Consider the following 23329-nt stretch of genomic DNA (forward strand, 5'->3'; position numbering starts at 1 on the left):
AGAGGAGGAACTCCGGTCAGGTGCGTCGGGAAGGACGGCGGTGAGTGGACGTCAAATCGGGCAATCCATGGCTGATGGGCCAGGTCAGACGGCTTGTAGCCGAACCGTTGCCGTTCCGTCGGAAGTCCCCCGCAGCGAGCGCATAGTGTGTGGTGCCGTTCCGATACGGTCGTGAGACCGGCGTGAACTCCTCGTGGGTTCACGGCCGGTGGGAGACCGAAGCGCCGAGTACCTTCACTTCAGGGGGATTCACCAGCATGCGATCCATACGGCCGTCGTTCACCGTTCGGCGAGGCAGGGGCCCTCGCCGTGGCTCCCCCGCAGTGGCGGCGGTCGCCCTCGCCTCGACGCTGGCGCTGACCGCCACCGCCTGCAACGGTGACGACACCGCCGACGGCAAGCCGACCGCCTCCGCGACCGTGGCGGGCAGTGGTGACGGAAAGATCAGGATCCCGGACGACCTGAAGCAGAAGCTCAAGCAGCACGGGATCGACGTCGACAAGTGGAAGAACGGCGCCTGGAAGAACTGGAACAGGAAGGACTGGCTGCGCGAGGCCAACGAGTTCATCAACCCGATCATCAAGGGCCTGTGGGACCCGGACCGGATGCGCCACGCCAACGACCCGAACAAGGGGGTCAACGACAACGACATCTCCGGTGACCAGGGGGTGACGGACCCGACCCCGCAGCCGGTGAAGGCGCAGGCGGTGGCGCCGCCGTACCACACCAACGCGGCCCCGTTCGGCAAGCTCTTCTTCGACTCCCCCGAGGGCCACATGGTGTGCTCGGGCACGGTCGTGGACGATCCGGCGCACCCGGGCAAGTCCAACCTGGTCTGGACGGCGGGTCACTGTGTGCACGCCGGCAAGAGCGGCGGCTGGTACCGCAACATGGCCTTCGTGCCGTCGTACAACAACTCCGGCAAGTCGGCCGACCAGCTGCAGAACGCCAGCCGGTCCGAGATCGCCCCGTACGGGGTCTGGTGGGCCGATGCGGCGCAGACCTCGCAGCAGTGGATCGACCAGGGCGGCGAGACCGGCGGCAACGGTGCCTCGTACGACTACGCGGTGATCCACGTGACGCCGGAGCAGGGCACCGGCGGCAAGTCGCTGGAGGAGACGGTCGGCGGGGCGATGCCGGTGAACTTCAACGCCCCCGCGGTGCCGAAGGTCAGCAGCATCACCGCGTCCGGCTACCCGGAGGCGGCCCCGTTCGACGGTCAGCTGCTGTACCAGTGCAAGGACAAGCCGGGCCGGCTGTCCCTGAACAACTCGGACCCGACGATGTACCGGATCGGCTGCACGATGACCGCGGGCTCCTCGGGAGGCGGCTGGTTGGAGACGGGTTCCGACGGCAGGCCGGCGCTCGTGTCCAACACGTCGATCGGTCCGGTGACTTCGGGGTGGCTGGCCGGGCCGCGGCTGGGTTCCGTGGCCAAGGGCGTGTACGAGTCGGTCAGCAAGAAGTTCGCCGGGCAGTAGTTCCCCGCGCCCTTTTGAGGGTGCGCGAAGGCCCGCCCCCGCAAAGGGGGCGGGCCTTCGGCATTCGCGTCGATCAGGCCGCCGACACCGGTGCGTACGGCGCCAGGTCCGCCGCCAGCTCCTCGTGCACCCGGACCTTGAGCAGGGTGCCCTCCGCGGTGTGCTCCTCGGAGATCACCTCGCCCTCGGTGTGGGCGCGGGCGACGAGCTTGCCGTGCGTGTACGGCACGAGGGCCTCGATCTCGACCGACGGGCGCGGCAGGTCGTTGTCGATCAGCGCCAGCAGCTCCTCGATGCCCCGGCCTGTGCGGGCCGAGACGGCGATCGAGCGCTTCTCGACCCGGAGCAGCCGCTGGAGGACCAGCGGGTCGGCCGTGTCCGCCTTGTTGATCACGACGATCTCGGGCACGTCGGTGGCGCCGACGTCCCGGATGACCTCGCGTACGGCGGCGAGCTGCTCCTCGGGGTTCGGGTGCGAGCCGTCCACGACGTGCAGGATCAGGTCGGAGTCGCCGACCTCCTCCATGGTGGAGCGGAACGCCTCGACCAGGTGGTGCGGCAGGTGGCGTACAAAGCCGACGGTGTCCGCCAGCGTGTACAGCCGGCCGCTCGGGGTCTCCGCCCGGCGGACGGTCGGGTCCAGGGTCGCGAACAGGGCGTTCTCGACCAGGACGCCGGCGCCGGTGAGGCGGTTGAGCAGGGAGGACTTGCCGGCGTTGGTGTAGCCCGCGATGGCGACGGACGGCACCTTGTTGCGCCGGCGCTCCTGGCGCTTGATCTCCCGGCCGGTCTTCATCTCCGCGATCTCCCGGCGCATCTTCGCCATCTTCTCGCGGATCCGTCGCCGATCCGTCTCGATCTTGGTCTCACCGGGGCCACGCGTGGCGAGGCCGCCGCGACCGCCACCCATCTGCCGGGACAGGGACTGACCCCAGCCTCGCAGTCGGGGCAGCATGTACTGCATCTGCGCGAGCGCGACCTGCGCCTTGCCCTCTCGGGACTTGGCGTGCTGGGCGAAGATGTCCAGGATCAGGGCCGTGCGGTCGATGACCTTGACCTTGACGACGTCCTCCAGCTGGATCAGCTGGCCCGGGCTCAGCTCACCGTCACAGATGACCGTGTCGGCGCCCGTCTCGAGGACGACGTCACGCAGCTCGGCGGCCTTGCCGGAGCCGATGTAGGTGGCCGCGTCGGGCTTGTCACGGCGCTGGATGACGCCGTCGAGCACGAGCGCGCCCGCGGTCTCGGCGAGGGCGGCCAGCTCCGCGAGGGAGTTGTCGGCGTCCTGCGCGGTGCCGGTGGTCCACACCCCCACGAGCACGACCCGCTCCAGGCGGAGCTGGCGGTACTCGACCTCGGTGACGTCCTCCAGCTCGGTGGACAGGCCCGCCACGCGGCGCAGGGCCGCACGCTCGGAGCGGTCGAACTGCTCACCGTCCCGCTCGCCGTCGATCTCGTAGCTCCAGGCGACGTCCTCTTCCATCAGGGCATCGGCCCGAAGACCCTCGGGATAGGCGTGCGCGAGGCGCTTGGTGTCCTGGGAAGGGGAAGAAGAGGAGGTCATTGGATCCTTACGTCGATGGGATGCCGTTGCGGCGTCGATGCGGCGGCCCTGCGGGGCCACTCATCTACTCAACGGATGAGTACCCCGGGAGATTCCCGTGTCCCGTACCGCGCCGACCTGACGATGGTCGCACGAGGCGACCCGTCTCGTCACCGTGTTATCGGGTGCCTCGCGGCCTCGCGGTCCCGGACTTGTGGGCGCTCTTCGCTCCCTCGGCAGCGCCCGACGTGGCCGGTGCCAGCTGCTTCCAGTCCGGGTGGCCGGGCATCGGCGGGGTCTTCGCGCCGTACAGCCAGGCCTTGAAGAAGCCGCTCAGGTCGCGGCCGGAGATCGTCGACGCCAGCCGGACGAAGTCGGCCGTGCCGGCGGTCGAGTCCCGGTACTGGCGGACCCAGACCCGCTCCAGCCGCTCGAAGGCCGGCCGGCCGATCTCCTGGCGCAGGGCGTAGAGGACGAGCGCGGCGCCGTCGTAGACGTTCGGGCGGAAGATGCTGATCTTCTGGCCGGGGGCCGGCGCCTTGGGCCGGGCGGGCGGACCGCCGGCCTCGCGCCAGCGGTCGGAGGAGCCGTAGGCGGCCTTCATCCGCTCCGCCATGGGCTTGTGCGCGCTCTCCTCGGCGTACAGCTCCTCGTACCAGGTGGCGTGTCCCTCGTTCAGCCAGACGTCGGACCAGGTCCGGGGGCTGACGCTGTCGCCGAACCACTGGTGGGACAGCTCGTGCACCATGACCGACTCGACGTACCACTTGGGGTAGGCCGGCTCGGTGAACAGGTTCTTCTCGAAGAGCGAGAGGGTCTGCGTCTCCAGTTCGAAGCCGGTGGACGCCTGTGCCATGAGCACGCCGTAGGTCTCGAACGGAAACTTCCCGACCTTGCTCTCCATCCAGGCGATCTGGTCGGGCGTCTTGGCGAGCCAGGGTTCGAGGGCCTTGCGGTCGGCGGCGGGCACGACGTCACGCATCGGCAGCCCCTCCGGGCCCTCGCGGTGGACGACGGCAGAGCGGCCGATGGTCACCTGGGCGAGTTCGGTGGCCATGGGGTGCTGGGTGCGGTAGGTCCAGGTCGTGGTGCGGCCCACCCGGTCCGCTCCGGCGGGCAGGCCGTTGGCGACGACCGTGTAGTCGTTCGGGGCCGTGACGTGGAAGGTGAACATCGCCTTGTCGGACGGGTGGTCGTTGCACGGGAAGACCAGGTGGGCGGCGTCGGCCTGGTTCGCCATGGCGAGGCCGTCGGAGGTGCGCACCCAGCCACCCTCCTGGGCCTTGCCGGCGACGGGATCGCTGGTGTGCCTGACCGTGATCCGGGTCCAGCTGCCCTCGGAGAGCCGGTGGTCCGGGGTGACGACCAGGTCGTCGCCGGCACTGGTGAAGTCCGCGGGATGCCCGTCGACCTCGACGGACCGCACGGTGCCGTGCGCGAAGTCGAGGTTGATCCGGTCCAGGTCGGCGGTGGTCCAGGCGTCGATGGTGGTGACGGCCTGGAGCGGCTTGTCGTTGCTGCCGGGATAGGTGAAGGACAGGTCGTACGACGCCACGTCGTAGCCCGGGTTGCCCAGCTCGGGGTAGAGCCGGTCGCCGACGCCGAGGGGTTCGGGCGGGGCCGCGGCGGCGAGGAGGCAGACGGAGACGGCGGAGGCGAGGAGCGCCGCCTTGCGGTGCCGGGAGCTCCGGGGCTGGGTCCGGGACTGTGAGCGGGTGCGGAGCGTGACGGGAGTGAGCAGCATGCATCACCGCTACCAGTGCGTTCCCGCGCCGCGAGGACGACGCGCGCCCGTCCCACCCGATCGGGTTCGCTTCCGGAGGCCTTCTGCCTCACGTACCGCAGCCGTCGGTCACAGGGGGCGACCCTCATGCCCCCGGGGCCTGGTGCTGCGCACGGGACACGTCGTACACACCCGGCACGTCGCGCATGGCGCGCATCAGGGACGGCAGACGGGCCGCGTCGGGGAGCTGGAGGGTGTACGTGTGTCTGACCCGCTGCTGGGTGGGCGGTTCGACGGTGGCGGAGACGATGTCGACTCCCGCCGACGAGATCGCCTCGGTGAGGTCGGCCAGCAGATGCGGACGGCCGAACGATTCGGCGACCAGGGTGACCCGGCACTCGGTGGTGTCCCCCCAGCGCACGCCGATCTCCGCGCGCCCCCGGCCCTTCATGTGCGCCACCGCGGCGCACTCCACGCGGTGCACGGTCACCACTCCCCCGCGCACCGCGAAGCCGGTGATCTCGTCCGGCGGGACGGGCGTACAGCATCCGGCGAGGCGCACGGAGGCCCCCGGCCGGTCCATGAGGACGTCGGTACGGCGGGGGCGGGGTGCGAGCGCGCCCTCGACGCCGGGTGCTGCGTCCGCCGGACGGAGGGCGGCGGCGCTCTGCGCGGGATCGCCCCGGCGCAGGGGGGCGGCGTCCTCGGCGGGTTCGGCGCGTGTGCCGGTCGTCTCGTCCGTGTCGGTGCCGCCGCCGGGGTGGGTCGCCAGCCAGCGCTGGATGGCGATGCGGGCCGCGGGGGTGTGGGCGTGCTCCAGCCATTCACGGGAGGGCTCGGAGGCGGGGTCCTGGCCCATGAGGAGCTGGACCGTGTCGCCGTCCCGCAGGACTGTGCTCAGGGTGGCCAGACGACCGTTGACACGGGCTCCGATGCAGGCGTGGGCGTCCTCGCCGTACTGGGCGTAGGCGGCGTCCACGCAGGTGGCGCCCTCGGGCAGGCCGAGGGTGCCGCCGTCGGGGCGGAAGACGGTGATCTCCCGGTCCTGGGCGAGGTCCTCGCGCAGGGTGGACCAGAAGGTGTCGGGATCGGGCGCGGCCTGCTGCCAGTCGAGGAGGCGGGAGAGCCAGCCGGGACGGGTGGGGTCGGCGCGCTCGCCGTCGGCGGCGTCGTCGGAGGTCGGCGCGTCGGAGGCGGGGGCGTAGGGGTTGCCGAGGGCGACGACGCCCGCCTCGGCGACCTTGTGCATCAGGTGCGTGCGGATGAGGACTTCGACGACCTGACCGTCCGGCCGGGCGACGGCGGTGTGCAGCGACTGGTACAGGTTGAACTTCGGTACGGCGATGAAGTCCTTGAACTCCGAGACGACCGGCGTCATGCAGGTGTGCAGTTCGCCGAGGACGGCGTAGCAGTCGGCGTCCTCGTTCACCAGCACGAGCAGGCGGCCGAAGTCGGTGCCGCGCAGCTGTCCGCGTTTGCGGGCCACGCGGTGGACGGAGACGAAGTGCCGGGGACGGATGAGGACTTCGGCGGGGATGCCGGCCTCGCGCAGCACCCCGCGCATCTCGTCGGCGACCTCGGCGAGCGGGTCGTCGGGGCGGGCGGCGTTCTTCGCGATGAGCTCGCGGGTGTGCTCGTATTCCTCGGGGTGGAGGATGGCGAAGACCAGGTCCTCCATCTCGGTCTTCAGGGCCTGCACGCCGAGGCGTTCGGCGAGCGGGATGAGGACGTCGCGGGTGACCTTGGCGATCCGCGCCTGTTTCTCCGGGCGCATGACGCCGAGGGTGCGCATGTTGTGCAGGCGGTCGGCGAGTTTGATCGACATCACGCGCACGTCGCTGCCGGTGGCGACGAGCATCTTGCGGAAGGTCTCGGGCTCGGCGGCGGCCCCGTAGTCGACCTTCTCGAGTTTCGTCACCCCGTCGACCAGATAACGAACCTCCTCGCCGAACTGTTCCCGCACCTGGTCGAGCGTCACATCGGTGTCCTCGACGGTGTCGTGGAGCAGGGACGCCGTCAAGGTCGTGGTCTCGGCGCCGAGTTCGGCGAGGATCAGGGTCACGGCGAGCGGGTGGGTGATGTACGGTTCACCGCTCTTGCGCATCTGGCCGCGGTGCGAGGACTCCGCGAGGACGTAGGCGCGGCGCAGCGGGTCGAGGTCCGCGTCGGGGTGGTGGGCGCGGTGCGCCTCCACGACGTGGCTGATCGCGTCGGGCAACTTGCCGCGGACGGCTGGGCCGAGCAGCGCGGCCCGGCCAAGCCTGCGCAGGTCGATCCGGGGCCGGGACTTCCTGCGGTCCGCCCTGGGCACCGCGGGGGCGGTGGCCGCCGGGGACGCCGTGGGCGCTACCGGGCCAGGGGTCGCAGGGTTCGTGGCCTCCGCACTCATGGGCACCTCCGGCTCGTGGACCGGCGGACGGGGCCCCAGGGCGTACGCGGCTCAGGGAAGGCGACGTTCCCCCGTCCGTGCCGGTGCTTGATGCTACCGAGCCCACCACGTGCGACCGACCGCCTCCCGGCGAGCGTGAAACGGATCACCCATTCGAGCGACGCAAAAGAGGTTTAGGTTTTGCGCCACGCGCCCCGAGGGCGTACGCCGTTGCGAGCGCCTCCGCTGCCGGAAACCGCTGATCCGGGAGCTGACGGGGTGTCGACTCGTAGGTTTCGCCGGGTCAGCCGAGCGCGTTTTCCAGCCACTTGCCGTCGATCTCACCCTCGGCCACGATCACGGCGGGTCCGGTCATCTCGATCTCGCCGTCGGGCCGCTCGGTGATGACGAGCCGTCCGCCGGGCAGGTCGACGGTGTACGTGGCCGGCGTTCCGGTGACGGCCGGGTCGGCGCCGTCGCGCCGGGCGGTGGCCACCGCGACGGCGCACGCGCCCGTGCCGCACGAGCGGGTCTCGCCGGAGCCGCGCTCGTGCACCCGCATGGCGACGTGGCGGGGGCCGCGGTCGACGACGAACTCGACGTTGACCCCGTCGGGGTAGGCGGCGGCCGGGCTGAACGGCGGCGGGTCGTACAGATTGCCGGCCTGCGCGAGGTCGTCGACGAAGGCCACCGCGTGCGGGTTGCCCATGTTCACGTTGCGCGCGGGCCAGCTGTGCTCGCCGACGCTCACCGTGACGTCGCCCTCCGGCAGGCGGGCCCGGCCCATGCCGACGGTGATGTCACCGTCCTTCGCGATGTGGACGGTCTTCACACCCGCACGCGTGGCGATCGCGAGGTCCCCTTCGCCCACATGCCCGGCGTGCTGGAGGTAGCGCGCGAACACACGGACTCCGTTGCCGCACATCTCGGCGACCGAGCCGTCGCCGTTGCGGTAGTCCATGAACCACTCGGCCTCGGCCGCCATCGCCTTCGCCTCCGGGTGCGCGGCGGAGCGCACCACGTGGAGCACTCCGTCGCCGCCGATACCGGCGCGGCGGTCGCACAGGACGGCGACGGCGGCCGGGCTCAGGTCGTGGGCGTTCTCCGGGTCCGGGACGATCACGAAGTCGTTCTCGGTGCCGTGGCCCTTGAGGAAGGCGATCCTTGTGCTCATTCCTCGATCGTACGGGAGCGCTCCGCCGGGCCGGGCCGACGGGAGGCGGGGGTGGCGCGGGCCGTGCGACGGTGCGGGCCGGTGGACCTTGATCCCGTAGTCCCCGCCCCTGAAGGGGCACGCGTCAGCGCAGTCTCGCCACTCGCCACACCGCCAGGACCACGACCACGGCCACCAGCAGCACGTAACCGAGTACGACCCGCCAGTCCGGGCGGCGGCCCGAACCGCGCGCCGGCAGGCCGGGCCAGGTGTAGCCCACCCGGCGGGCGGCCATCATGCCCCAGCCGGCGGCGCAGGAGCAGATCAGCAGGCCGAGCATGGCGATGACGGCGCCGCTGTCGCCGAAGTCGAAGGCGAGGGGGAAGGCGAACATCAGGGAGCCGACGGCGGACAGTCCCACGATGGGAGCGAGCTGCCAGAGGCGGAGCCTGCGCTGCGGGCGCAGCTCGACCTCGACCTCCGGACCGCCCTGGTACATCTCCTCGGGTTCCGGTCCGTCGTCGGTCACGCCGTCCGGCGACTCATCGGGGCCGTCGTCGGTGAGCCGTACGTCGGCGAGGGGCTCCTCGACCGGCTGCGCCTGGACCTGCCGGCCGTCGCCCGGCAGGTACCCGGCCGGAGCCGCATGCGTGGGCCGGTCCTCGGCCGGGCGGTCTCCTTGCAGAGGGCCTGCGCCCAGGCGCTCGCCGTTCCGGCGGCCTTCGGGCCCGCGGTCCTCGCCCAGGCAGTCCTCGGTCGGACGGCCCGCGCCGGGGTCCGGTTCGTCACTGTCGGTGGTGACGTGCTCGGCACTTTGTGCGGTGTCGCGAGGGCCGGCCTCCATCGCCACGCGCCCTCCCAACTAGGCTCCACTTGGTCGATCGAAGCTCGATGATGGCACGGCGCCGAAGGCCTCGATGACCGGCGGCGCATCCCGATGCCATGACGTGATCAGGCTGTAACCGGTCGTTCGACCAACGCCAGGGCCTGATGCGGAAGTTCCCCGCGATCCGCCACGGCCCCACTCAGCCAGTGCACGCGGGGATCGCGCCTGAACCACGAATCCTGACGGCGCGCGAAGCGCTTGGTCGCGCGTACGGTCTCGGCCCGCGCCTCCGCTTCCGAGCACTCCCCGGCGAGCGCCGCGAGCACCTGCTGGTAGCCCAGCGCGCGCGACGCCGTACGCCCCTCGCGCAACCCCTGCGCCTCCAGTGCGCGCACCTCGTCCACGAGGCCCGCCTCCCACATCCGGTCGACGCGGCGGGCGATCCGCTCGTCCAGTTCCGGACGGCCCACGTCGACTCCGATCTGGACGGTGTCGTAGACGGAGTCGTGGCCCGGCAGGTTGGCGGTGAAGGGCCGGCCGGTGATCTCGATCACTTCCAGTGCCCGGACGATACGGCGGCCGTTGCTCGGCAGGATCGCGCGGGCGGCCTCGGGGTCGGCGGCGGCCAGGCGGGCGTGCAGCGCGCCGGAGCCGCGCAGCGCCAGTTCCTCCTCCAGGCGGGCCCGGACCTCGGGGTCGGTACCGGGGAACTCCAGGTTGTCGACGGCCCCGCGGACGTACAGGCCGGAGCCGCCGACCAGGACGGGCCAGCGGCCCTCGGCGAGCAGTGCGTCGATCCTGGCGCGGGCCAGCTTCTGGTACTCGGCGACGGAGGCGGTGACCGTCACGTCCCAGATGTCCAGCAGGTGGTGCGGGATGCCGCCGCGCTCCGCGGGCGTCAGCTTGGCGGTGCCGATGTCCATCCCCTGGTACAGCTGCATGGAGTCGGCGTTGACGACCTCCCCGCCGAGTTGCTGGGCCAGGAAGACGCCGAGATCGGACTTTCCGGCCGCGGTGGGGCCGACGACGGCGATGACACGCGGGGTGGAGGGTGCGCTGCTCACCGCACCAGTCTCGCAAACCTCCTGGCGGCCGCCCGAACGAGTTACGTGACGGGTGGGGTTCCCGGTCGTTGCCCGAGGCGAGTACCGCCCTCCGGCCCGCCGGGAGGCGGTGACCCCGGCGGCGCAACCGTACGCACCGGGTTACGCGGGAATTCGCCCGCACGAGTACCGTATGGAGTGGATATGGGCGTTTTTGCACGACTCCTCGGCAGGTCGAAGGCGACTTCGGAGGCGTCGGCCGCCGAGGCGCAGACCGGCGCGGAGCCGGAAGGGGCCGAGGCGGAGGAAGCGAAGGCGGCGGAGGCAGAGGCGGCCGGGCCGGCCGAGGCGAAGGGTTCGGCCGGGGACGGGAGCGAGGACGTGGCGGCGCGGTCGGACGCCGACGCGGACGAGGCGTCCGACGGCTCCGGCATCCCCAAGCAGCAGTCCGCCGAGGAGGCCGCCGACAGCGAGGCCGGCGAGGGCGCCCGCAGGTAACTGCCCGGCGAGGGAAGGTGGACCATGGGTCTGTTGGACAACATGAAGGCCAAGCTCGGCCCGGCCAGGGAAAAGGTGTCGGACCTCGCGCGTGAGCACGGGGGGAAGGTCCAGCACGGTATCGACAAGGCCGCGAAGGCCGTGGACGAGCGGACCAAGCACAAGTACAGCGACAAGATCCAGGCGGGCACCGGCAAGGCCAAGGATGCGATGGACCGCCTGGCTCACAAGGAAGGCCCGGGCCCGGAGACGGCCACCGGTGGTCCGACGACCCCCACCCCGCCGGAGGGCCCGCCACCGGCTTCCTGAGTCCTGAACGGCATACAGATCGGCGGACGGTCGTGGAGCACAGCGGCTCCCGGCCGTCCGCCGTCTGCGCGTACGCCGGCCCGCTGGGACCGGACGGGGCGGGTTGCCGCTATGACCAGGTCGCGACCAGGTATCCCACGCCGTACGGCGCGTCGTCGTACAGCAGCGCACCGCTGAGGTCGGCACCCTCGGCGGCGCCGGCCAGGACCTGCCAGGGGGCCCGGCCGGAGGCCTTCAGTTCATGGGCCAGCTCGGCGTCCAGCGCCTGCACGGCCGCCACGTCCGCGGCGCCCAGCGCCCGGGCGGCCTCCGCATCGAAGGGGGCCGCCCGCTCGTCCAGGTAGCCCGGAGCCTTGACCGTGCGGCACGCGCTGGCGTCCCCCATCACCAGCAGCGCCACCCGCCCCGGCCGGGCGCCGATCTGCCGGCCGACGTCGATGCACCGCTCCGGCGCGAGCGGTTCCCCGACGCCGAGTCCCTCGATCGGGGCGTCCGCCCAGCCGGTCCGCTCCAGCAACCAGGCGCCGACGGCCAGCGACGACGGCAACTCGCGCTCGGCAGCGGTGTCCGTCGCGGGGCCGAGGCGTACGTCCACGTCGACCCCGAACCCGCGGAAGGACCCCGGGCTGCCCTGCGGGAACGTTCCGCGTCCGCTCTGCTCGGCGGGCCCGACGACCACCAGCAGGTCCGGGCGGGCGGCGGCGAGCACCCCGAGCGCGTCGGTGCAGGCCGCGCGTGCGGCGTCCAGCTCGGGCGCGGCGCCCTCGGCGACCTCGGGCACGAGCAGTGGAGGGCAGGGACAGACTGCGGCGGCGACAAGCATGATCGGCAGGGTAACGCCGCACCACCGCGAACCGGCAGACCAGGACACGGGAGGCGCACCGCGCCGCCACCACCGACGCCGGGTCCACGCGCGATCGGCGGTGGCCGGCCCGGGTGTCGCCGGGGCTGCGCGTCGAACCCGGGCCCGGGCCGGCCGTCGGCCCTGACGGCTCGGCCGGACCGTTCCCGCTCAGTCGCAGCCGCAGGCGCTGCCCGTGGCGACCGGCAGCGGGGCCGGTGCGCCGATCTTCGGCAGTCCGAGCATCACGCCCGCGGGCTTGGCGGCCTCCGCGGCGTTGCGCTTCTCCCAGGCGTCCCCCGCGCGCGTGCGGCGCACGTCGAGAACGGCGCCCTCGGCGAGGAGGTGGTGCGGGGCGGCGTACGTGATCTCGACGGTGACGACGTCGCCGGGGCGGACCTCCTGGTCGGGCTTGGTGAAGTGGACCAGGCGGTTGTCGGGGGCGCGGCCGGAGAGGCGGTGGGTGGCGCCGTCCTTGCGGCCCTCGCCCTCGGCGACCATCAGCTCCAGGGTGCGGCCGACCTGCTTCTTGTTCTCCTCCCAGGAGATCTCCTCCTGAAGGGCGACGAGCCGCTCGTAACGCGCCTGGACGACCTCCTTGGGGATCTGGTCCTCCATGGTCGCGGCCGGGGTGCCCGGGCGCTTGGAGTACTGGAAGGTGAAGGCCTGGGCGAAACGCGCCTCGCGGACGACGTGCAGGGTCTGCTCGAAGTCCTCCTCGGTCTCGCCGGGGAAGCCCACGATGATGTCGGTGGTGATCGCGGCGTGCGGGATCGCGGCGCGCACCTTCTCGATGATCCCGAGGTAGCGCTCCTGGCGGTAGGAGCGGCGCATGGCCTTGAGGACCGTGTCCGAGCCGGACTGGAGCGGCATGTGGAGCTGGGGCATGACGTTCGGGGTCTCCGCCATGGCCGCGATGACGTCGTCGGTGAAGTCGCGGGGGTGGGGAGACGTGAAGCGGACCCGCTCCAGGCCCTCGATCTGCCCGCACGCCCGCAGCAGTTTGCTGAAGGCCTCGCGGTCACCGATGTCGGAGCCGTAGGCGTTGACGTTCTGGCCGAGCAGCGTGATCTCGGAGACGCCCTCGGCGACCAGGGCCTCGATCTCGGCGAGGATGTCGCCGGTGCGGCGGTCCTTCTCCTTGCCGCGCAGGGCCGGGACGATGCAGAAGGTGCAGGTGTTGTTGCAGCCGACGGAGATCGACACCCAGGCCGCGTAGGCGCTCTCGCGCCGGGTCGGCAGCGTGGACGGGAACGCCTCCAGCGACTCGGCGATCTCGACCTGCGCCTCCTCCTGCACGCGGGCGCGCTCCAGCAGGACCGGCAGCTTGCCGATGTTGTGCGTGCCGAAGACGACGTCCACCCAGGGCGCCTTCTTCACGATGGTGTCGCGGTCCTTCTGGGCGAGACAGCCGCCGACCGCGATCTGCATGCCGGGCCGCGAGGCCTTCTTCGGCGCGAGCCGGCCCAGGTTGCCGTACAGCCGGTTGTCGGCGTTCTCCCGCACGGCACAGGTGTTGAACACGACCACGTCCGCGTCCCCGTCCGAGCCCTCGGGGGCCCGCACGTACCCGGCGCCTTCGAGCAGGCCGGCCAACCGCTCGGAATCATGGACGTTCATCTGGCACCCGTAGGTGCGCACTTCGTAGGTCTTGGGTGCTTGAACGTCCACTGCGGGGCTCCGGTCGCTGCTGCTGGTCATGCGTCAAGGGTAGGCGGTGTCTGGAGAGCCCCGTCCCGGCTCCTCCCCCCTCCTGTCGGGCGCACACTGTAAGCAGAAGGCCATGCGTCATGAGCTGCACGTGGAGGTGAGCCATGAGCACGCTTGAGCTGCATGTCGACGTCGGGGTTCCGATGGACACGGCCTGGGAGACCCTGCACCGGCTGGAGAACTATCCGCGCTTCGTGGACGGGGTGCGGGGCGCGCGCCCGGAGGCGGGGGGCCGGGCACATCTGGAGGTCGAGGCGGGGGGCCGGGCCCGGGAGGTCGACGCCGAGGTCACCGACCGCGGCGAGCACGTGATGGAGTGGCTCACCACGAGCGCTCCCGAGCTGACGGGCTCCTTCTCGGTCCAGCCGATCGACCAGAACCACACCCGGATCCAGGCACGGCTGGAGTACGACCCGGACACGGTCCGGGACGCCTTCGGCGGGCCGAAGGGGTTCGCCCAGACGAACGCGATCGAACGGCTCGTCCGCAGCGATCTGGAGCACTTCAAGGAGTACGTGGAACGCGGGTGAGCGGCGGGATCCCGAAGAGGGGCGCGGCGACCCCGTTCCGCCGGTCCTTTGGTCAGGTCTCCATCACGGCGTCGCAGTCCGGGCAGACCACGGACGCGTGTTCCGCCGGGTACCAGGGCGCTCCCGGGTGTTCCGACGGCCGCCAGTCGGCCGTCTCCATGGCGAAGGTGTCCCTGCCGCAGAGGGTCCGCGGTCCCGCGGCGGTGGGCGACCCCGGAGCCGTCGGCGCCGCGTGCACCGTGCGGACGCGCCGGTCCGCGCCCCTCGTGGAGCCGGTGGCGGAGCGCGTCGCCACCGGCCTGTCGAGTTCGTAGACGACGATCTCGCTCATGTCTCCACGGTAGGCGTCTTCGCCGTGGGCGGTCGCGAGGTGGTGAGCCGACCTGTGCCCTCCGTACCCGGAACCCCGGACGATCTCGTACGGGCCCTCGGCGCCGCCGGGGTCAGGGACGAACGGCTGCTGCAGGCCGTGCGCGCGACGCCACGGGCCGGGTTCGTCCCGGCCGCTTTGCAGGACCTCGCCTACCGGGACGTACCCGTGGCGATCGGGCAGGGACAGGTCACCACGCAGCCCTCGCTGTCCGCGATGATGATCGAGGGCCTCGGTCTGAGCGGGTCCGAGCACGTCCTGGAGATAGGTACGGGGCTGGGCTTCCAGACCGCTCTGCTGGCCCGGCTGGCCGCCGACGTCGTCAGCATCGAGACGCGGCCCGGCATCGCCCGCCAGGCGCGGGTGAACCTCGCACGCCAGGGCGTGCGGAACGTGGAGCTGCGGATCGGCGACGGCACCGGCGGTGTGCCGGACCGGGCCCCGTACGACGCCGTCCTCGTGTCGGCCGCGTTCCCGCGGGTGCCCGCGCCGCTGGTCGCGCAGACGGCGCCGGGCGGTCGCCTGGTACAGCCGATCGGGCCGGGCGGGGACGAGGAGGTGGTGTGCTTCGAGCGCACCGCGTCGGGGCTGACGCGGCCGCGGGTACTGACCTCGGCCTGCTTCGTCCGGCTGCAGGGGCGGTACGGCTTCCCGCCGGACGAGACGGAGCGGAGGTGACGCTCCCGTCCGCTCCCTATTCGTCCGAGACGCGGACGACCGCCAGCGTGATGTTGTCGGGGCCGCCCGCCTCGATGGCCGCCTTCCACAGCTCGAAGGCGGCCCGGCCGTCGTCGTGCTCCCGCATCACCTCGTCGAGCACGTCCGTCGGCACGGGATCGGTCAGGCCGTCGGTGCAGATGAGGTAGCGGTCGCCCGGAGACAGGGGCTCGGCCGTCACGTGCGGGTGGACGGCACGGTACGCGGGGCTGCCGCCCAGGCACTGGGTGACGATGGACGTGGTGCGCCGCCCGGGTTCGAGCGGGGGGCTGTCGTCGACGCTCACCTGACGCAGCCCGTCGGGCGACGCCGCGAAGACCCGGCTGTCGCCCACGTTGAACACCAGCAGCGAGCCGGACCGCACGACGATGCCGGCCACCGTCGTGCCCATGGTGGCGAACGCGCCTCCTCCGTCGCCGCCGGCGGCCTCGTACACGGCGCGGTTGCCCGCCTGCAGGGCATCACGGACGGCGTCCTCGCTGGTCAGGGCGGGTCCGACGGACGCGATCCGACGGGCCACCAGGGCGCTGGCCAGGTCACCGCCGGGATGTCCGCCGAGCCCGTCGGCAACGGCGATGGCGACGGGTGTGCCGAGGGGGAAGACCAGGGTCTGCGGGCTCTCCGTCACCGTGGCGCACAGGGTCCACGGCCCGGCCACGAGGCTGTCCTCGTTCCGTTCCCGGAGCAGCCCCGGATGGCTCAGCGCACTCACGGCCACGTACTGCATGGAACGCCACCGCCTTCCCGCACGACCACGGCCGTCCGTCGGCTCGCCGCGCACAGCGACACTCCAGAGTAGGCGGGTGGGCGCACCCCGCGCCGGTCGGCCTCAGGGGACTGGCGCCGCCAGGGAAGCGGGGGTGGGCCCGGAGGGGCGGACGGTGATGCCGTACTCGGCCTTGGTGGGGGTGGAGTGGAAGGACGGCGTGTGGGCCGGCAGCAGGTGTTCGAGCAGGATGGTCGACTCGCGGAGGGCGAACTGCGCCCCGAGGCAGGCGCGGGGACCCATGCCGAAGGGGAGGTAGGCGCCCGGCCGGGTGGGCCGGGCGTCCGGGACGCTGAAGCGCCGGGGGTCGAAGTGCTCCGGGTCCGGCCACAGTCCGGGATCGCGGTGGGTGAGATACGGGCAGACCAGGAGGTCGGTGCCCGCCGCCACGGTGTAGCCGGCGAGGGTGTCGTCCTCGGCGGCGTGGCGGGGCAGGATCCAGGCGGCCGGATAGAGCCGCAGCGTCTCGTGGACCAGGGCCTGGATGGCCTGGCGGCGTTCCCCGGTGCCCTCGCCGCCGGCGGCGAGCGCCTCCTCCCGGGCGGCCGGGTGCCGGTCGAGGAACAGGTACAGCCAGGTGAGAGTGGTGGCGGTGGTCTCGTGCCCGGCCGCGAGCAGGGTGACCAACTCGTCGCGGATCAGCCGGCCGGTGTACTCCGGGTGCTCGGCGGCGGCGTCGAGCAGGACGTGCACCAGGCCCGGACCGTCCGGGCCGGCCGCACCGTCGCGTGCGGCCTCGACGGCGTGCCGGGCGACCGCGTCGATCCGGGCGAGATCGGCAGCGACGGCGTCCCGGGCGTCGGCGACATCCGCGGGCAGGGTCGGCAGTGCGGCCGCAACGACGGCCACGGCGTCCAGTTCGCGCTCGGTCTCGTCGTCGAGGGCGTGTCCGGTGAGGGAGCGCCAGATGGCGTCCAGGGCGAACCGGCGCATCTCCCGGCCGACGTCGAGGGTCTGTCCGGTACGGGCGTACTCTTCCCAGCGTCCGGCGGTGGACCGGGCGGCGGCGGTGATCCGCCGTTCGTAGCGGCGCATTCCGGGGCCGGTGAACTGGCCCTGCAGCAGGCGGCGTTGCCGCTTCCACGCGGCGCCGGTGGCGGCGAGGACACCGTCGCCGATCAGCAGACGGGCACGGTGCGAGCGCTTGACATACCGCTCCGGGTGCCGGGCGAGCACATGCTGGACGGCGTGCGGGTCGGTGACGAGAACGGTCGGCGCCGGTCCGAGGCGGAACGCGGCGATGCCGCCGCAGCGCTCACGCACCTGGGAGAGCAGCTCGACCAGTTCACCTCCCGCCGACCGCCACCGCTCGACCAGGGCGGGCTCGACCTCGGGCACCGGACGCCCGCCTCCGGGACGGTACGGAGGGGCGCCGGGACCGGCTTCGATGTCCATGTTCTCTTCTCCTGGTCAACACGGGCTCGGCCGCGCCGGAACATGCGCACCACGGACTGTACGGGATCGGGTACGCCACGTGACACCGGCGAACCCGCCGCGCTCCGGCAGGGACCGGGCACCTTCCGGTCGCCGTGAAGGAGTCGCCGCAACGGTGGTGGCCGGGGGAAACCCGGTGGAGAGGACGGCCCTGCCCGGCCTAGGGTCGCGAGATGACCACTCGCACATTCCGGATCACCGTCCGCGGCACCTTCGACGGCCTGACCGAGGCACAGCGGGCCGCGCTGCTGGCCGACGCCGCCGAACACGATGTGCTGCGCGCCGCGTTCACACCCGAGGGCAGCCTCACCTACGACATCGCCGCCCGGCCGGCCTTCGTCTTCCGCTTCTCCGACACAGGAGAGGAAGAGGAGGACCTCCTGGAAGCGACCGAGCGGGCGGAGGAGGCGGCGAAGACCTGGCTGACCGAGCGCGGGTACGGCTTCAAGAACCTCCGTTCCACCGCCGAGGACCTCTCCCAGGCGCCGATGGGCAAGCGGCAGCGACGTGCGGCCCGTTCGAACGGCGCATGAACTTGAGTACTCAAGGAGACGGCAATGAGTAGCGCGGGCACGGTCCGACGATGAGCAGGATGGGACTATGAGCAGGATGGACAAGGAGCGCGGGTCGAACTCCGGCGCGGGCGGTGAGCTCCGGGATGAGTGACGCCCTGGACGCGGCGCTGCGGCTGGTACGGGCCCAGGCGGCGCTGGTGCGGCGTTTCGACGCCCGGCTGAGCGGACTGCACGGGGTCAGCCTCGCCGACTTCACGATGCTGCTACGGCTGAGCCGGGCACCCGGCGGCCGCATGCGCCGGGTCGACCTCGCCGAGGCACTGGGTCTGACGGCCTCCGGGGTCACGCGCGGGCTGGCCCCGCTGGAGCGCATCGGGCTGGTGACCCGCGAGGCGGACGCCCGGGACGCACGCGTGGCCTACGCGTCGCTGACCGCGACGGGCCGACGGCGGCTGAGGGAGATGCTCGCCACGGCCGAGGAGACGGCCACCGGGCTCCTCGCCGCTCCCGCCTGGAACACCGAGGACATCGCACAGCTGTCGTCCCTGCTGACCCGCCTCGGCGGCACCGGCCTGGCCGACCGCTGAACCCCGCGGACCGGCCGCCCCACGCGTGTCGGCCGTCGCCCATGCCCGGGCGGCGGCCGATCGCCGACATGCCCCGATCGGCCTTTTCTGTCCGGCACCCTAGGCGCTCGGCTCCGATGCCCCACGCCGTTCCGCCGGTATCCATCCCTGGCGGCGCAGTACGGACGACACGTCCGGCGCCCGGTATTGCTCTCCCTTGAGGACCTTGCCGTCGGCCCGGCGGGCGACCTGTCCGTCCGGGCCGAGCTTGCTCATGTTGGCGCGGTGGATCTCGGCGATCACCTCGTCGAGGTCGATGCCGTGGACGAGCGCCGTGCCGTACGCCACGTAGACCACGTCCGCCAGTTCGTGCGCCAGCTTGTCCAGCGGGCCGCCGACCGCGACCTCGGCGACCTCAGCGGCCTCCTCGGCGAGCAGTTCCCCGCGGTGCGCCGCCAGTTCGGGGTCCACCTCCGTCGGCGTCCTGCGGGCGTCGAGGCCGAAGGCGCGGTGGAACTCCCGGACGAGACCGGCGGGCGAAGTACTCATGCGACGACTCTAACGGCCGCCACTGACAGCGCCCGTCCCGCTCTTCCCGGCCCCGGGGTGACCCCGCCCTGTTCAGCATCGCGCCCGGCCTGGCAGGATCGCCGCATGTCCAAGTGGTTCCGCCCCCTCAGCAGGCACCGGGCGCTGCCGGCCGCGGCAGCCGGTGCCGTGGTGCTCGGGCTGCTGCTGTGGTGGCTGCTACCGTTGGGTGAGAAGCCGCCCAGCGGCACGATCGTCTTCAGCACGGGCACGCCCAAGGGGGTGTACCAGGAGTACGGCGAGCGGCTGCGCGCCGAGTTCGCCAAGGACATGCCGGACCTGAAGGTGAAGCTGCTCAACAGCGCCGGCTCGCAGGAGAACGTGGAGCGGGTGGCGACCGGCAAGGCCGACTTCACCATCGCGGCGGCCGACGCGGTGGAGGCGTACGAGCTGGGACACGGCAGCGGCGCCGGCCGGCTGCGCGGGGTGGCCCGGCTGTACGACGACTACGTGCATCTCGTCGTGCGCAGCGACTCCCCCATCAAGAACGTCGCGGACCTGCGGCACAAGCGGGTGGCGACCGGGCTGCCCGACTCCGGGGTGCGGCTGATAGCGGACCGGGTGCTCAAGGCCGCGGGCATCGATCCGCGCAAGGACATCACCCCGGTCGCCGACGGCATCGACACCGGCCCCGGCCGGCTGGAGCAGCGCAAGATCGACGCCTTCTTCTGGTCGGGCGGCCTGCCCACCAAGGGACTCGTGGCGCTGGCCGAGAAGTCCGCCTTCAAGTTCGTGCCGATCGATGGCGACCTCGTCACCAGGCTGCACAACGAGGGCGAGGAGGCGCGGTACTACCGGGCCACCAACATCCCCGAGTCGGCCTATCCGGCCGTACAGCAGGGCAACGAGGTTCCGACCATCGCCGTGTCCAACCTCCTGATGACCCGCACGGACGTGGACCCCCGGCTGACGGAGTGGGTGACCCGCACGGTCATCAAGAGCCGTGACGGCATCGGCGCGCACGTCCACTCCGCCCAGCTGGTCGACCTCCGCACCGCCATCTACACCGACCCGCTCCCCCTCCAGGAGGGCGCACGCCGCTATTACCGCTCGATGAAGCCGTAGCGCGGCCGCCAGAGGTCCTTTGAACTCTGCGTGGCCGGGCCGGGCGGTGGCGGGCCCGGCTCAGCGCCCCTCACGGTTCCGCGTGCCTGGGCACCGTCACTGTCACCCGCAACCCCCGTGGCTCATGGTGGGCGTAGTCGATCGAGCCGCCGCCCGCCGTGAGCAACGCGCGCACGATGGAGAGGCCGAGGCCCGAGCCCTTGATGTTCTGGTGGCGGCCGCTGCGCCAGAAGCGGTCGCCCACGCGCGTGAGTTCCTCGTCGGTGAGGCCGGGCCCGGTGTCGGTGACGACGACCGTGGAGCTGTCACCGTCGGCGGCGACGGTGACCTCCACCGTGCCACCCTCAGGGGTGAACTTCACGGCGTTGTCGATCAGCGCGTCCAGCGCGCTGGACAGGGTGATCGGGTCCGCCCAGCCGGTCGTGGGCGGGCAGTCGCCGGTCAGCCGGACGCCCTTGGCGTCGGCGGCCGGAGACCAGGCGGCGACCCGCTCCTCGGCCAGCCCGCCGATGTCGGTCAGCGTCAGATCCGCCTCGGCGTGCTCGGCCAGCGCCAGGTCGAGCAGGTCGTCCAGGACCTGCGCGAGGCGCTTGCCCTCGGTGCGGACCGAGGCGATCTCCTCGTTGCCCTCCGGGAGTTCGAGAGCCAGCAGTTCGATGCGCAGCAGCAGCGCCGAGAGCGGGTTGCGCAGCTGGTGCGAGGCGTCCGCGACGAAGGCGCGCTGCTGCTCCAGCACATCCTCGACGTTGTCCGCCATCTCGTTGAACGACCGGGCCAGCCTTCTGAGTTCCGGCGGCCCGCCGGCGACCGCCACCCGCGACTTCAGCCGCCCGGTGGCGATGTCGTGCGTGGTGGCGTCCAGCACCCGCACCGGCCTGAGGACCCAGCCGGTCAGGCGTAGCGCCGCCCCGACGGCCAGCAGCATCGCCGCGCTCTCGCCGGCCCCTATGAGCAGCCAGCCGCGCAGGATCCGCGAACGCATCTGCCCGGTGGGCGACTCGGTGACCACGACCGCCACGACGTCACCGTCCCGGATCACCGGCGAGGCGACGACCAGCCGGCTGCGCTGCCAGGGCCACACCTGCTTGGGGTCGTGGCTGCGCCGGCTGAGCAGCGCCTCGTCGAAGGCCTCCCGTACCTCCCCCGTACGCGGTACGAACCAGTCGTCGGGAGCGTTGGCCATCGCCGAGCCGTTGCGGTAGAAGACGCCCGCGTTGATGCCGTAGACACCGTAGTAGTTGGTGAGTTCGCTGCGCAGGGCCTCCAGACGCTCGTCGGTGCCGGTGCGGCGTGATCCGCTGGGTCCGGCGGTGACGAACTGGGCGAGCGCCGCGAAGCGTGCCGTGTCGTCGATGCGGTCGACGACGACCTTCTGCTGCTGGGCGGCGGCCAGACTGATGGCGAGCGGGAGCCCGAGGGCCAGGAGGACGGCCGCCATCAGGACGATGAGCAGCGGCAGGAGCCGTGTGCGCACCCGTACCCGCTAGGCGGCCGGGGCGACGAGCCGGTAGCCGACGCCGCGTACGGTCTCGATCAGCGCCGGCATGCGGAGTTTGGCGCGCAGGGAGGCGACGTGCACCTCCAGGGTGCGGCCGGTGCCCTCCCAGCTGGTGCGCCAGACCTCGCTGATGATCTGTTCCCGCCGGAAGACCACTCCGGGGCGCTGCGCGAGCAGGGCGAGCAGGTCGAACTCCTTGCGGGTCAGTTGGACGACCGAACCGTCCACGGTGACCTGCCGGGTGGGCAGTTCGATGCGGACGGACCCGAGGAGCAGGGCCGCCTCCCCGCCGGTCGCCGGGTCCTCGTGCGCGGTGCGCCGGCTGACGGCGTGGATACGGGCGAGCAGCTCCCCCGTGTCGTACGGCTTCACCACGTAGTCGTCGGCGCCCAGGTTGAGCCCGTGGATGCGGGAGCGGACGTCGGAGCGCGCGGTGACCATGATCACCGGGGTGCTGGTGCGCTTGCGGATCTTGCCGCAGACCTCGTAACCGTCCTGGTCGGGCAGGCCCAGGTCGAGGAGGACCACACCGAAACCGTTGCCCTCGGGGACGAGCGCCTGCAGGGCCTCCTCGCCGCTGCGCGCGTGGGTGACGTCGAAACCGTGTCGCGCGAGTACGGCGGACAGGGCCGCGGCGACATGGTTGTCGTCCTCGACGAGCAGCAGTCTCATCCCGGCCCCCTCCGGTTCAGCGGTCGTACGGTCTGGGTTCGCGCGCTTCCCGTAGGCCACGCGCGCGCGTGCCCCATGGCAGTGACGCCGATGGACAAGGACGGCGTCAAGAGGGTTCCGGTTGCCTCTCGGTTCCGTTATCCGGCCGATACGCACACGCACGACAAGTGCTACGACACGTGTCCGATTGCTATCGGATCGTGATGCTCAGATCTCCCTCAGATGTGATGACGCAGGTCACAGCCGCTCACTACTGTCCACCGAAACCGAGGAGGACGGAGCCCGAGAGCGATGACCAATGTATCGGTGACCAAGGAAGACGTGGTCACGTCCGACGAACTGGTCGTCCTGAAGAGCGTCAACAAGCACTTCGGCGCGTTGCATGTGCTCCAGGACATCGACCTGACGATCGCCCGCGGCGAGGTCGTCGTGGTCATCGGGCCCTCCGGGTCCGGAAAGTCGACCCTGTGCCGCACCATCAACCGGCTGGAGACCATCGACACGGGCACCATCTCGATCGATGGAAGGCCCCTGCCCCAGGAGGGCAAGGAGCTGGCCCGGCTGCGGGCGGACGTCGGGATGGTCTTCCAGTCCTTCAACCTCTTCGCGCACAAGACCGTGCTCGAGAACGTGATGCTGGGGCAGCTCAAGGTCCGCAGGACGGAGAAGAAGCAGGCCGAGGAGAAGGCCCGGTCCCTGCTCGACCGGGTCGGCGTGGGCACCCAGGCCGACAAGTACCCCGCCCAGCTGTCCGGCGGCCAGCAGCAGCGCGTCGCCATCGCGCGGGCGCTGGCGATGGGTCCGAAGGTCATGCTCTTCGACGAGCCGACCTCCGCCCTCGACCCCGAGATGATCAACGAGGTCCTCGAGGTCATGCAGCAGCTCGCCCGCGAGGGCATGACGATGGTCGTCGTCACCCACGAGATGGGCTTCGCACGATCGGCTGCCAACCGTGTGGTCTTCATGGCCGACGGCCGGATCGTCGAGGAGGCTGCGCCCGACCAGTTCTTCAGCAACCCGCGCAGCGACCGGGCCAAGGACTTCCTGTCCAAGATCCTGCACCACTGAGGGGCCAGCCCCGCCCCGCCGCTGCGGGTTGCCTTTTCACACGGA

23 protein-coding genes are annotated in these 23329 nt (G+C 71.8%); 9 read left to right on the forward strand and 14 right to left on the reverse strand.

Translation table 11 applies throughout. From position 1 onward, the window contains the following. Positions 1 to 257: 257 nt before the first annotated feature. Positions 258 to 1481, forward strand: coding sequence for a hypothetical protein (locus tag AB0D93_RS28445; protein ID WP_362124939.1), 1224 nt, complete (start codon positions 258 to 260; stop codon positions 1479 to 1481). 73 nt (positions 1482 to 1554) lie between these two features. Here AB0D93_RS28445 and hflX read toward each other — a convergent pair whose 3' ends face one another. The 6 genes from hflX to miaA form a co-directional block, all read right to left on the reverse strand. Further along, positions 1555 to 3045: a GTPase HflX gene (gene hflX / locus AB0D93_RS28450; RefSeq protein ID WP_362124942.1), complete on the reverse strand. Its 1491-nt coding sequence runs from the start codon at positions 3043 to 3045 to the stop codon at positions 1555 to 1557. Positions 3046 to 3202: 157 nt separating this feature from the next. Next, positions 3203 to 4768, reverse strand: coding sequence for a M1 family metallopeptidase (locus AB0D93_RS28455; protein ID WP_362124945.1), 1566 nt, complete (start codon positions 4766 to 4768; stop codon positions 3203 to 3205). Positions 4769 to 4892: 124 nt separating this feature from the next. Continuing rightward, positions 4893 to 7136 (reverse strand): HD domain-containing protein, encoded by a 2244-nt coding sequence (locus tag AB0D93_RS28460; RefSeq protein WP_362124949.1) that lies wholly within the window; start codon positions 7134 to 7136, stop codon positions 4893 to 4895. Positions 7137 to 7419: 283 nt separating this feature from the next. Continuing rightward, complete coding sequence (gene dapF, locus AB0D93_RS28465; protein WP_362124952.1) at positions 7420 to 8289, reverse strand: diaminopimelate epimerase; 870 nt, start codon at positions 8287 to 8289, stop codon at positions 7420 to 7422. Between the two features lie 124 nt (positions 8290 to 8413). Continuing rightward, the gene (locus AB0D93_RS28470) at positions 8414 to 8896 is read right to left on the reverse strand and encodes a hypothetical protein (RefSeq protein ID WP_362125065.1); all 483 of its coding nucleotides are present in this window, start codon (positions 8894 to 8896) and stop codon (positions 8414 to 8416) included. A 323-nt stretch (positions 8897 to 9219) separates the two neighbouring features. Further along, entirely contained in the window at positions 9220 to 10158 is a 939-nt protein-coding gene (gene miaA / locus AB0D93_RS28475) for a tRNA (adenosine(37)-N6)-dimethylallyltransferase MiaA (protein ID WP_362124956.1), read from the reverse strand. Positions 10159 to 10341: 183 nt separating this feature from the next. Between miaA and AB0D93_RS28480 the strand changes: the two genes are divergently transcribed. Both AB0D93_RS28480 and AB0D93_RS28485 read left to right on the forward strand, forming a co-directional pair. Further along, positions 10342 to 10635: a hypothetical protein gene (locus AB0D93_RS28480; RefSeq protein WP_362124959.1), complete on the forward strand. Its 294-nt coding sequence runs from the start codon at positions 10342 to 10344 to the stop codon at positions 10633 to 10635. 24 nt (positions 10636 to 10659) lie between these two features. Then, positions 10660 to 10944 (forward strand): antitoxin, encoded by a 285-nt coding sequence (locus tag AB0D93_RS28485; protein WP_362124962.1) that lies wholly within the window; start codon positions 10660 to 10662, stop codon positions 10942 to 10944. 109 nt (positions 10945 to 11053) lie between these two features. On the opposite strand, the gene AB0D93_RS28490 is transcribed toward AB0D93_RS28485, so the two are convergent. Then, on the reverse strand, positions 11054 to 11767 hold the full coding sequence (locus AB0D93_RS28490) for a class III extradiol dioxygenase subunit B-like domain-containing protein (protein ID WP_362124965.1): 714 nt from the start codon (positions 11765 to 11767) through the stop codon (positions 11054 to 11056). 189 nt (positions 11768 to 11956) lie between these two features. Beyond that, entirely contained in the window at positions 11957 to 13486 is a 1530-nt protein-coding gene (miaB, locus tag AB0D93_RS28495) for a tRNA (N6-isopentenyl adenosine(37)-C2)-methylthiotransferase MiaB (protein ID WP_362124968.1), read from the reverse strand. Between the two features lie 113 nt (positions 13487 to 13599). Here miaB and AB0D93_RS28500 point away from each other — a divergent pair, with 113 nt between their 5' ends. Then, positions 13600 to 14025 carry an SRPBCC family protein gene (locus AB0D93_RS28500; RefSeq protein ID WP_362124970.1) on the forward strand — a complete coding sequence of 142 codons (426 nt, stop codon included), beginning with the start codon at positions 13600 to 13602 and terminating at the stop codon, positions 14023 to 14025. A gap of 52 nt (positions 14026 to 14077) precedes the next feature. Here AB0D93_RS28500 and AB0D93_RS28505 read toward each other — a convergent pair whose 3' ends face one another. After that, a complete protein-coding gene (locus AB0D93_RS28505; RefSeq protein ID WP_362124973.1) occupies positions 14078 to 14356 on the reverse strand; it encodes a hypothetical protein in 279 nt (92 codons plus the stop codon). Between the two features lie 54 nt (positions 14357 to 14410). On the opposite strand from AB0D93_RS28505, the gene AB0D93_RS28510 reads away from it, so the two are divergent. Continuing rightward, positions 14411 to 15073, forward strand: a complete 663-nt coding sequence (locus AB0D93_RS28510) for a protein-L-isoaspartate O-methyltransferase (RefSeq protein ID WP_362124976.1) — start codon at positions 14411 to 14413, stop codon at positions 15071 to 15073. A 16-nt stretch (positions 15074 to 15089) separates the two neighbouring features. Here AB0D93_RS28510 and AB0D93_RS28515 read toward each other — a convergent pair whose 3' ends face one another. Together AB0D93_RS28515 and AB0D93_RS28520 are read right to left on the reverse strand one after the other, a co-directional pair. Continuing rightward, complete coding sequence (locus tag AB0D93_RS28515) at positions 15090 to 15839, reverse strand: PP2C family serine/threonine-protein phosphatase (RefSeq protein WP_362124979.1); 750 nt, start codon at positions 15837 to 15839, stop codon at positions 15090 to 15092. Between the two features lie 102 nt (positions 15840 to 15941). Beyond that, on the reverse strand, positions 15942 to 17273 hold the full coding sequence (locus AB0D93_RS28520; RefSeq protein WP_362124982.1) for a cytochrome P450: 1332 nt from the start codon (positions 17271 to 17273) through the stop codon (positions 15942 to 15944). 212 nt (positions 17274 to 17485) lie between these two features. On the opposite strand from AB0D93_RS28520, the gene AB0D93_RS28525 reads away from it, so the two are divergent. After that, positions 17486 to 17845 (forward strand): DUF6204 family protein, encoded by a 360-nt coding sequence (locus tag AB0D93_RS28525; RefSeq protein ID WP_362124985.1) that lies wholly within the window; start codon positions 17486 to 17488, stop codon positions 17843 to 17845. Positions 17846 to 17970: 125 nt separating this feature from the next. After that, entirely contained in the window at positions 17971 to 18414 is a 444-nt protein-coding gene (locus AB0D93_RS28530) for a MarR family transcriptional regulator (RefSeq protein ID WP_362124988.1), read from the forward strand. A 99-nt stretch (positions 18415 to 18513) separates the two neighbouring features. On the opposite strand, the gene AB0D93_RS28535 is transcribed toward AB0D93_RS28530, so the two are convergent. Further along, positions 18514 to 18942, reverse strand: a complete 429-nt coding sequence (locus tag AB0D93_RS28535) for a MazG nucleotide pyrophosphohydrolase domain-containing protein (protein WP_362124992.1) — start codon at positions 18940 to 18942, stop codon at positions 18514 to 18516. A 105-nt stretch (positions 18943 to 19047) separates the two neighbouring features. Here AB0D93_RS28535 and AB0D93_RS28540 point away from each other — a divergent pair, with 105 nt between their 5' ends. After that, complete coding sequence (locus AB0D93_RS28540) at positions 19048 to 20046, forward strand: TAXI family TRAP transporter solute-binding subunit (RefSeq protein ID WP_362124995.1); 999 nt, start codon at positions 19048 to 19050, stop codon at positions 20044 to 20046. 70 nt (positions 20047 to 20116) lie between these two features. Here AB0D93_RS28540 and AB0D93_RS28545 read toward each other — a convergent pair whose 3' ends face one another. Both AB0D93_RS28545 and AB0D93_RS28550 read right to left on the reverse strand, forming a co-directional pair. Next, the gene (locus AB0D93_RS28545; protein WP_362124998.1) at positions 20117 to 21520 is read right to left on the reverse strand and encodes a HAMP domain-containing sensor histidine kinase; all 1404 of its coding nucleotides are present in this window, start codon (positions 21518 to 21520) and stop codon (positions 20117 to 20119) included. 9 nt (positions 21521 to 21529) lie between these two features. Further along, complete coding sequence (locus AB0D93_RS28550) at positions 21530 to 22216, reverse strand: response regulator transcription factor (RefSeq protein ID WP_362125001.1); 687 nt, start codon at positions 22214 to 22216, stop codon at positions 21530 to 21532. A gap of 291 nt (positions 22217 to 22507) precedes the next feature. Between AB0D93_RS28550 and AB0D93_RS28555 the strand changes: the two genes are divergently transcribed. Continuing rightward, complete coding sequence (locus AB0D93_RS28555) at positions 22508 to 23284, forward strand: amino acid ABC transporter ATP-binding protein (RefSeq protein WP_362125004.1); 777 nt, start codon at positions 22508 to 22510, stop codon at positions 23282 to 23284. The last annotated feature ends 45 nt before the right edge of the window (positions 23285 to 23329 follow it).

The organism is Streptomyces sp. NPDC048191 (assembly GCF_040652655.1).
Taxonomy (GTDB): Bacteria; Actinomycetota; Actinomycetes; order Streptomycetales; family Streptomycetaceae; genus Streptomyces.

Bases quoted from the DNA above. Each gene is read 5' to 3' on its own strand.
- AB0D93_RS28460 (WP_362124949.1), bottom strand. From the start codon at position 7,136: ATGAGTGCGGAGGCCACGAACCCTGCGACCCCTGGCCCGGTAGCGCCC.
- AB0D93_RS28530 (WP_362124988.1), top strand. From the start codon at position 17,971: ATGAGTGACGCCCTGGACGCGGCGCTGCGGCTGGTACGGGCCCAGGCG.
- hflX (WP_362124942.1), bottom strand. From the start codon at position 3,045: ATGACCTCCTCTTCTTCCCCTTCCCAGGACACCAAGCGCCTCGCGCAC.
- AB0D93_RS28540 (WP_362124995.1), top strand. From the start codon at position 19,048: ATGTCCAAGTGGTTCCGCCCCCTCAGCAGGCACCGGGCGCTGCCGGCC.
- miaB (WP_362124968.1), bottom strand. From the start codon at position 13,486: ATGACCAGCAGCAGCGACCGGAGCCCCGCAGTGGACGTTCAAGCACCC.
- AB0D93_RS28455 (WP_362124945.1), bottom strand. From the start codon at position 4,768: ATGCTGCTCACTCCCGTCACGCTCCGCACCCGCTCACAGTCCCGGACC.
- AB0D93_RS28515 (WP_362124979.1), bottom strand. From the start codon at position 15,839: ATGCAGTACGTGGCCGTGAGTGCGCTGAGCCATCCGGGGCTGCTCCGG.
- AB0D93_RS28500 (WP_362124970.1), top strand. From the start codon at position 13,600: ATGAGCACGCTTGAGCTGCATGTCGACGTCGGGGTTCCGATGGACACG.
- AB0D93_RS28520 (WP_362124982.1), bottom strand. From the start codon at position 17,273: ATGGACATCGAAGCCGGTCCCGGCGCCCCTCCGTACCGTCCCGGAGGC.
- AB0D93_RS28490 (WP_362124965.1), bottom strand. From the start codon at position 11,767: ATGCTTGTCGCCGCCGCAGTCTGTCCCTGCCCTCCACTGCTCGTGCCC.
- AB0D93_RS28480 (WP_362124959.1), top strand. From the start codon at position 10,342: ATGGGCGTTTTTGCACGACTCCTCGGCAGGTCGAAGGCGACTTCGGAG.
- AB0D93_RS28485 (WP_362124962.1), top strand. From the start codon at position 10,660: ATGGGTCTGTTGGACAACATGAAGGCCAAGCTCGGCCCGGCCAGGGAA.
- dapF (WP_362124952.1), bottom strand. From the start codon at position 8,289: ATGAGCACAAGGATCGCCTTCCTCAAGGGCCACGGCACCGAGAACGAC.
- AB0D93_RS28505 (WP_362124973.1), bottom strand. From the start codon at position 14,356: ATGAGCGAGATCGTCGTCTACGAACTCGACAGGCCGGTGGCGACGCGC.
- AB0D93_RS28535 (WP_362124992.1), bottom strand. From the start codon at position 18,942: ATGAGTACTTCGCCCGCCGGTCTCGTCCGGGAGTTCCACCGCGCCTTC.
- AB0D93_RS28525 (WP_362124985.1), top strand. From the start codon at position 17,486: ATGACCACTCGCACATTCCGGATCACCGTCCGCGGCACCTTCGACGGC.
- AB0D93_RS28445 (WP_362124939.1), top strand. From the start codon at position 258: ATGCGATCCATACGGCCGTCGTTCACCGTTCGGCGAGGCAGGGGCCCT.
- AB0D93_RS28550 (WP_362125001.1), bottom strand. From the start codon at position 22,216: ATGAGACTGCTGCTCGTCGAGGACGACAACCATGTCGCCGCGGCCCTG.
- AB0D93_RS28555 (WP_362125004.1), top strand. From the start codon at position 22,508: ATGACCAATGTATCGGTGACCAAGGAAGACGTGGTCACGTCCGACGAA.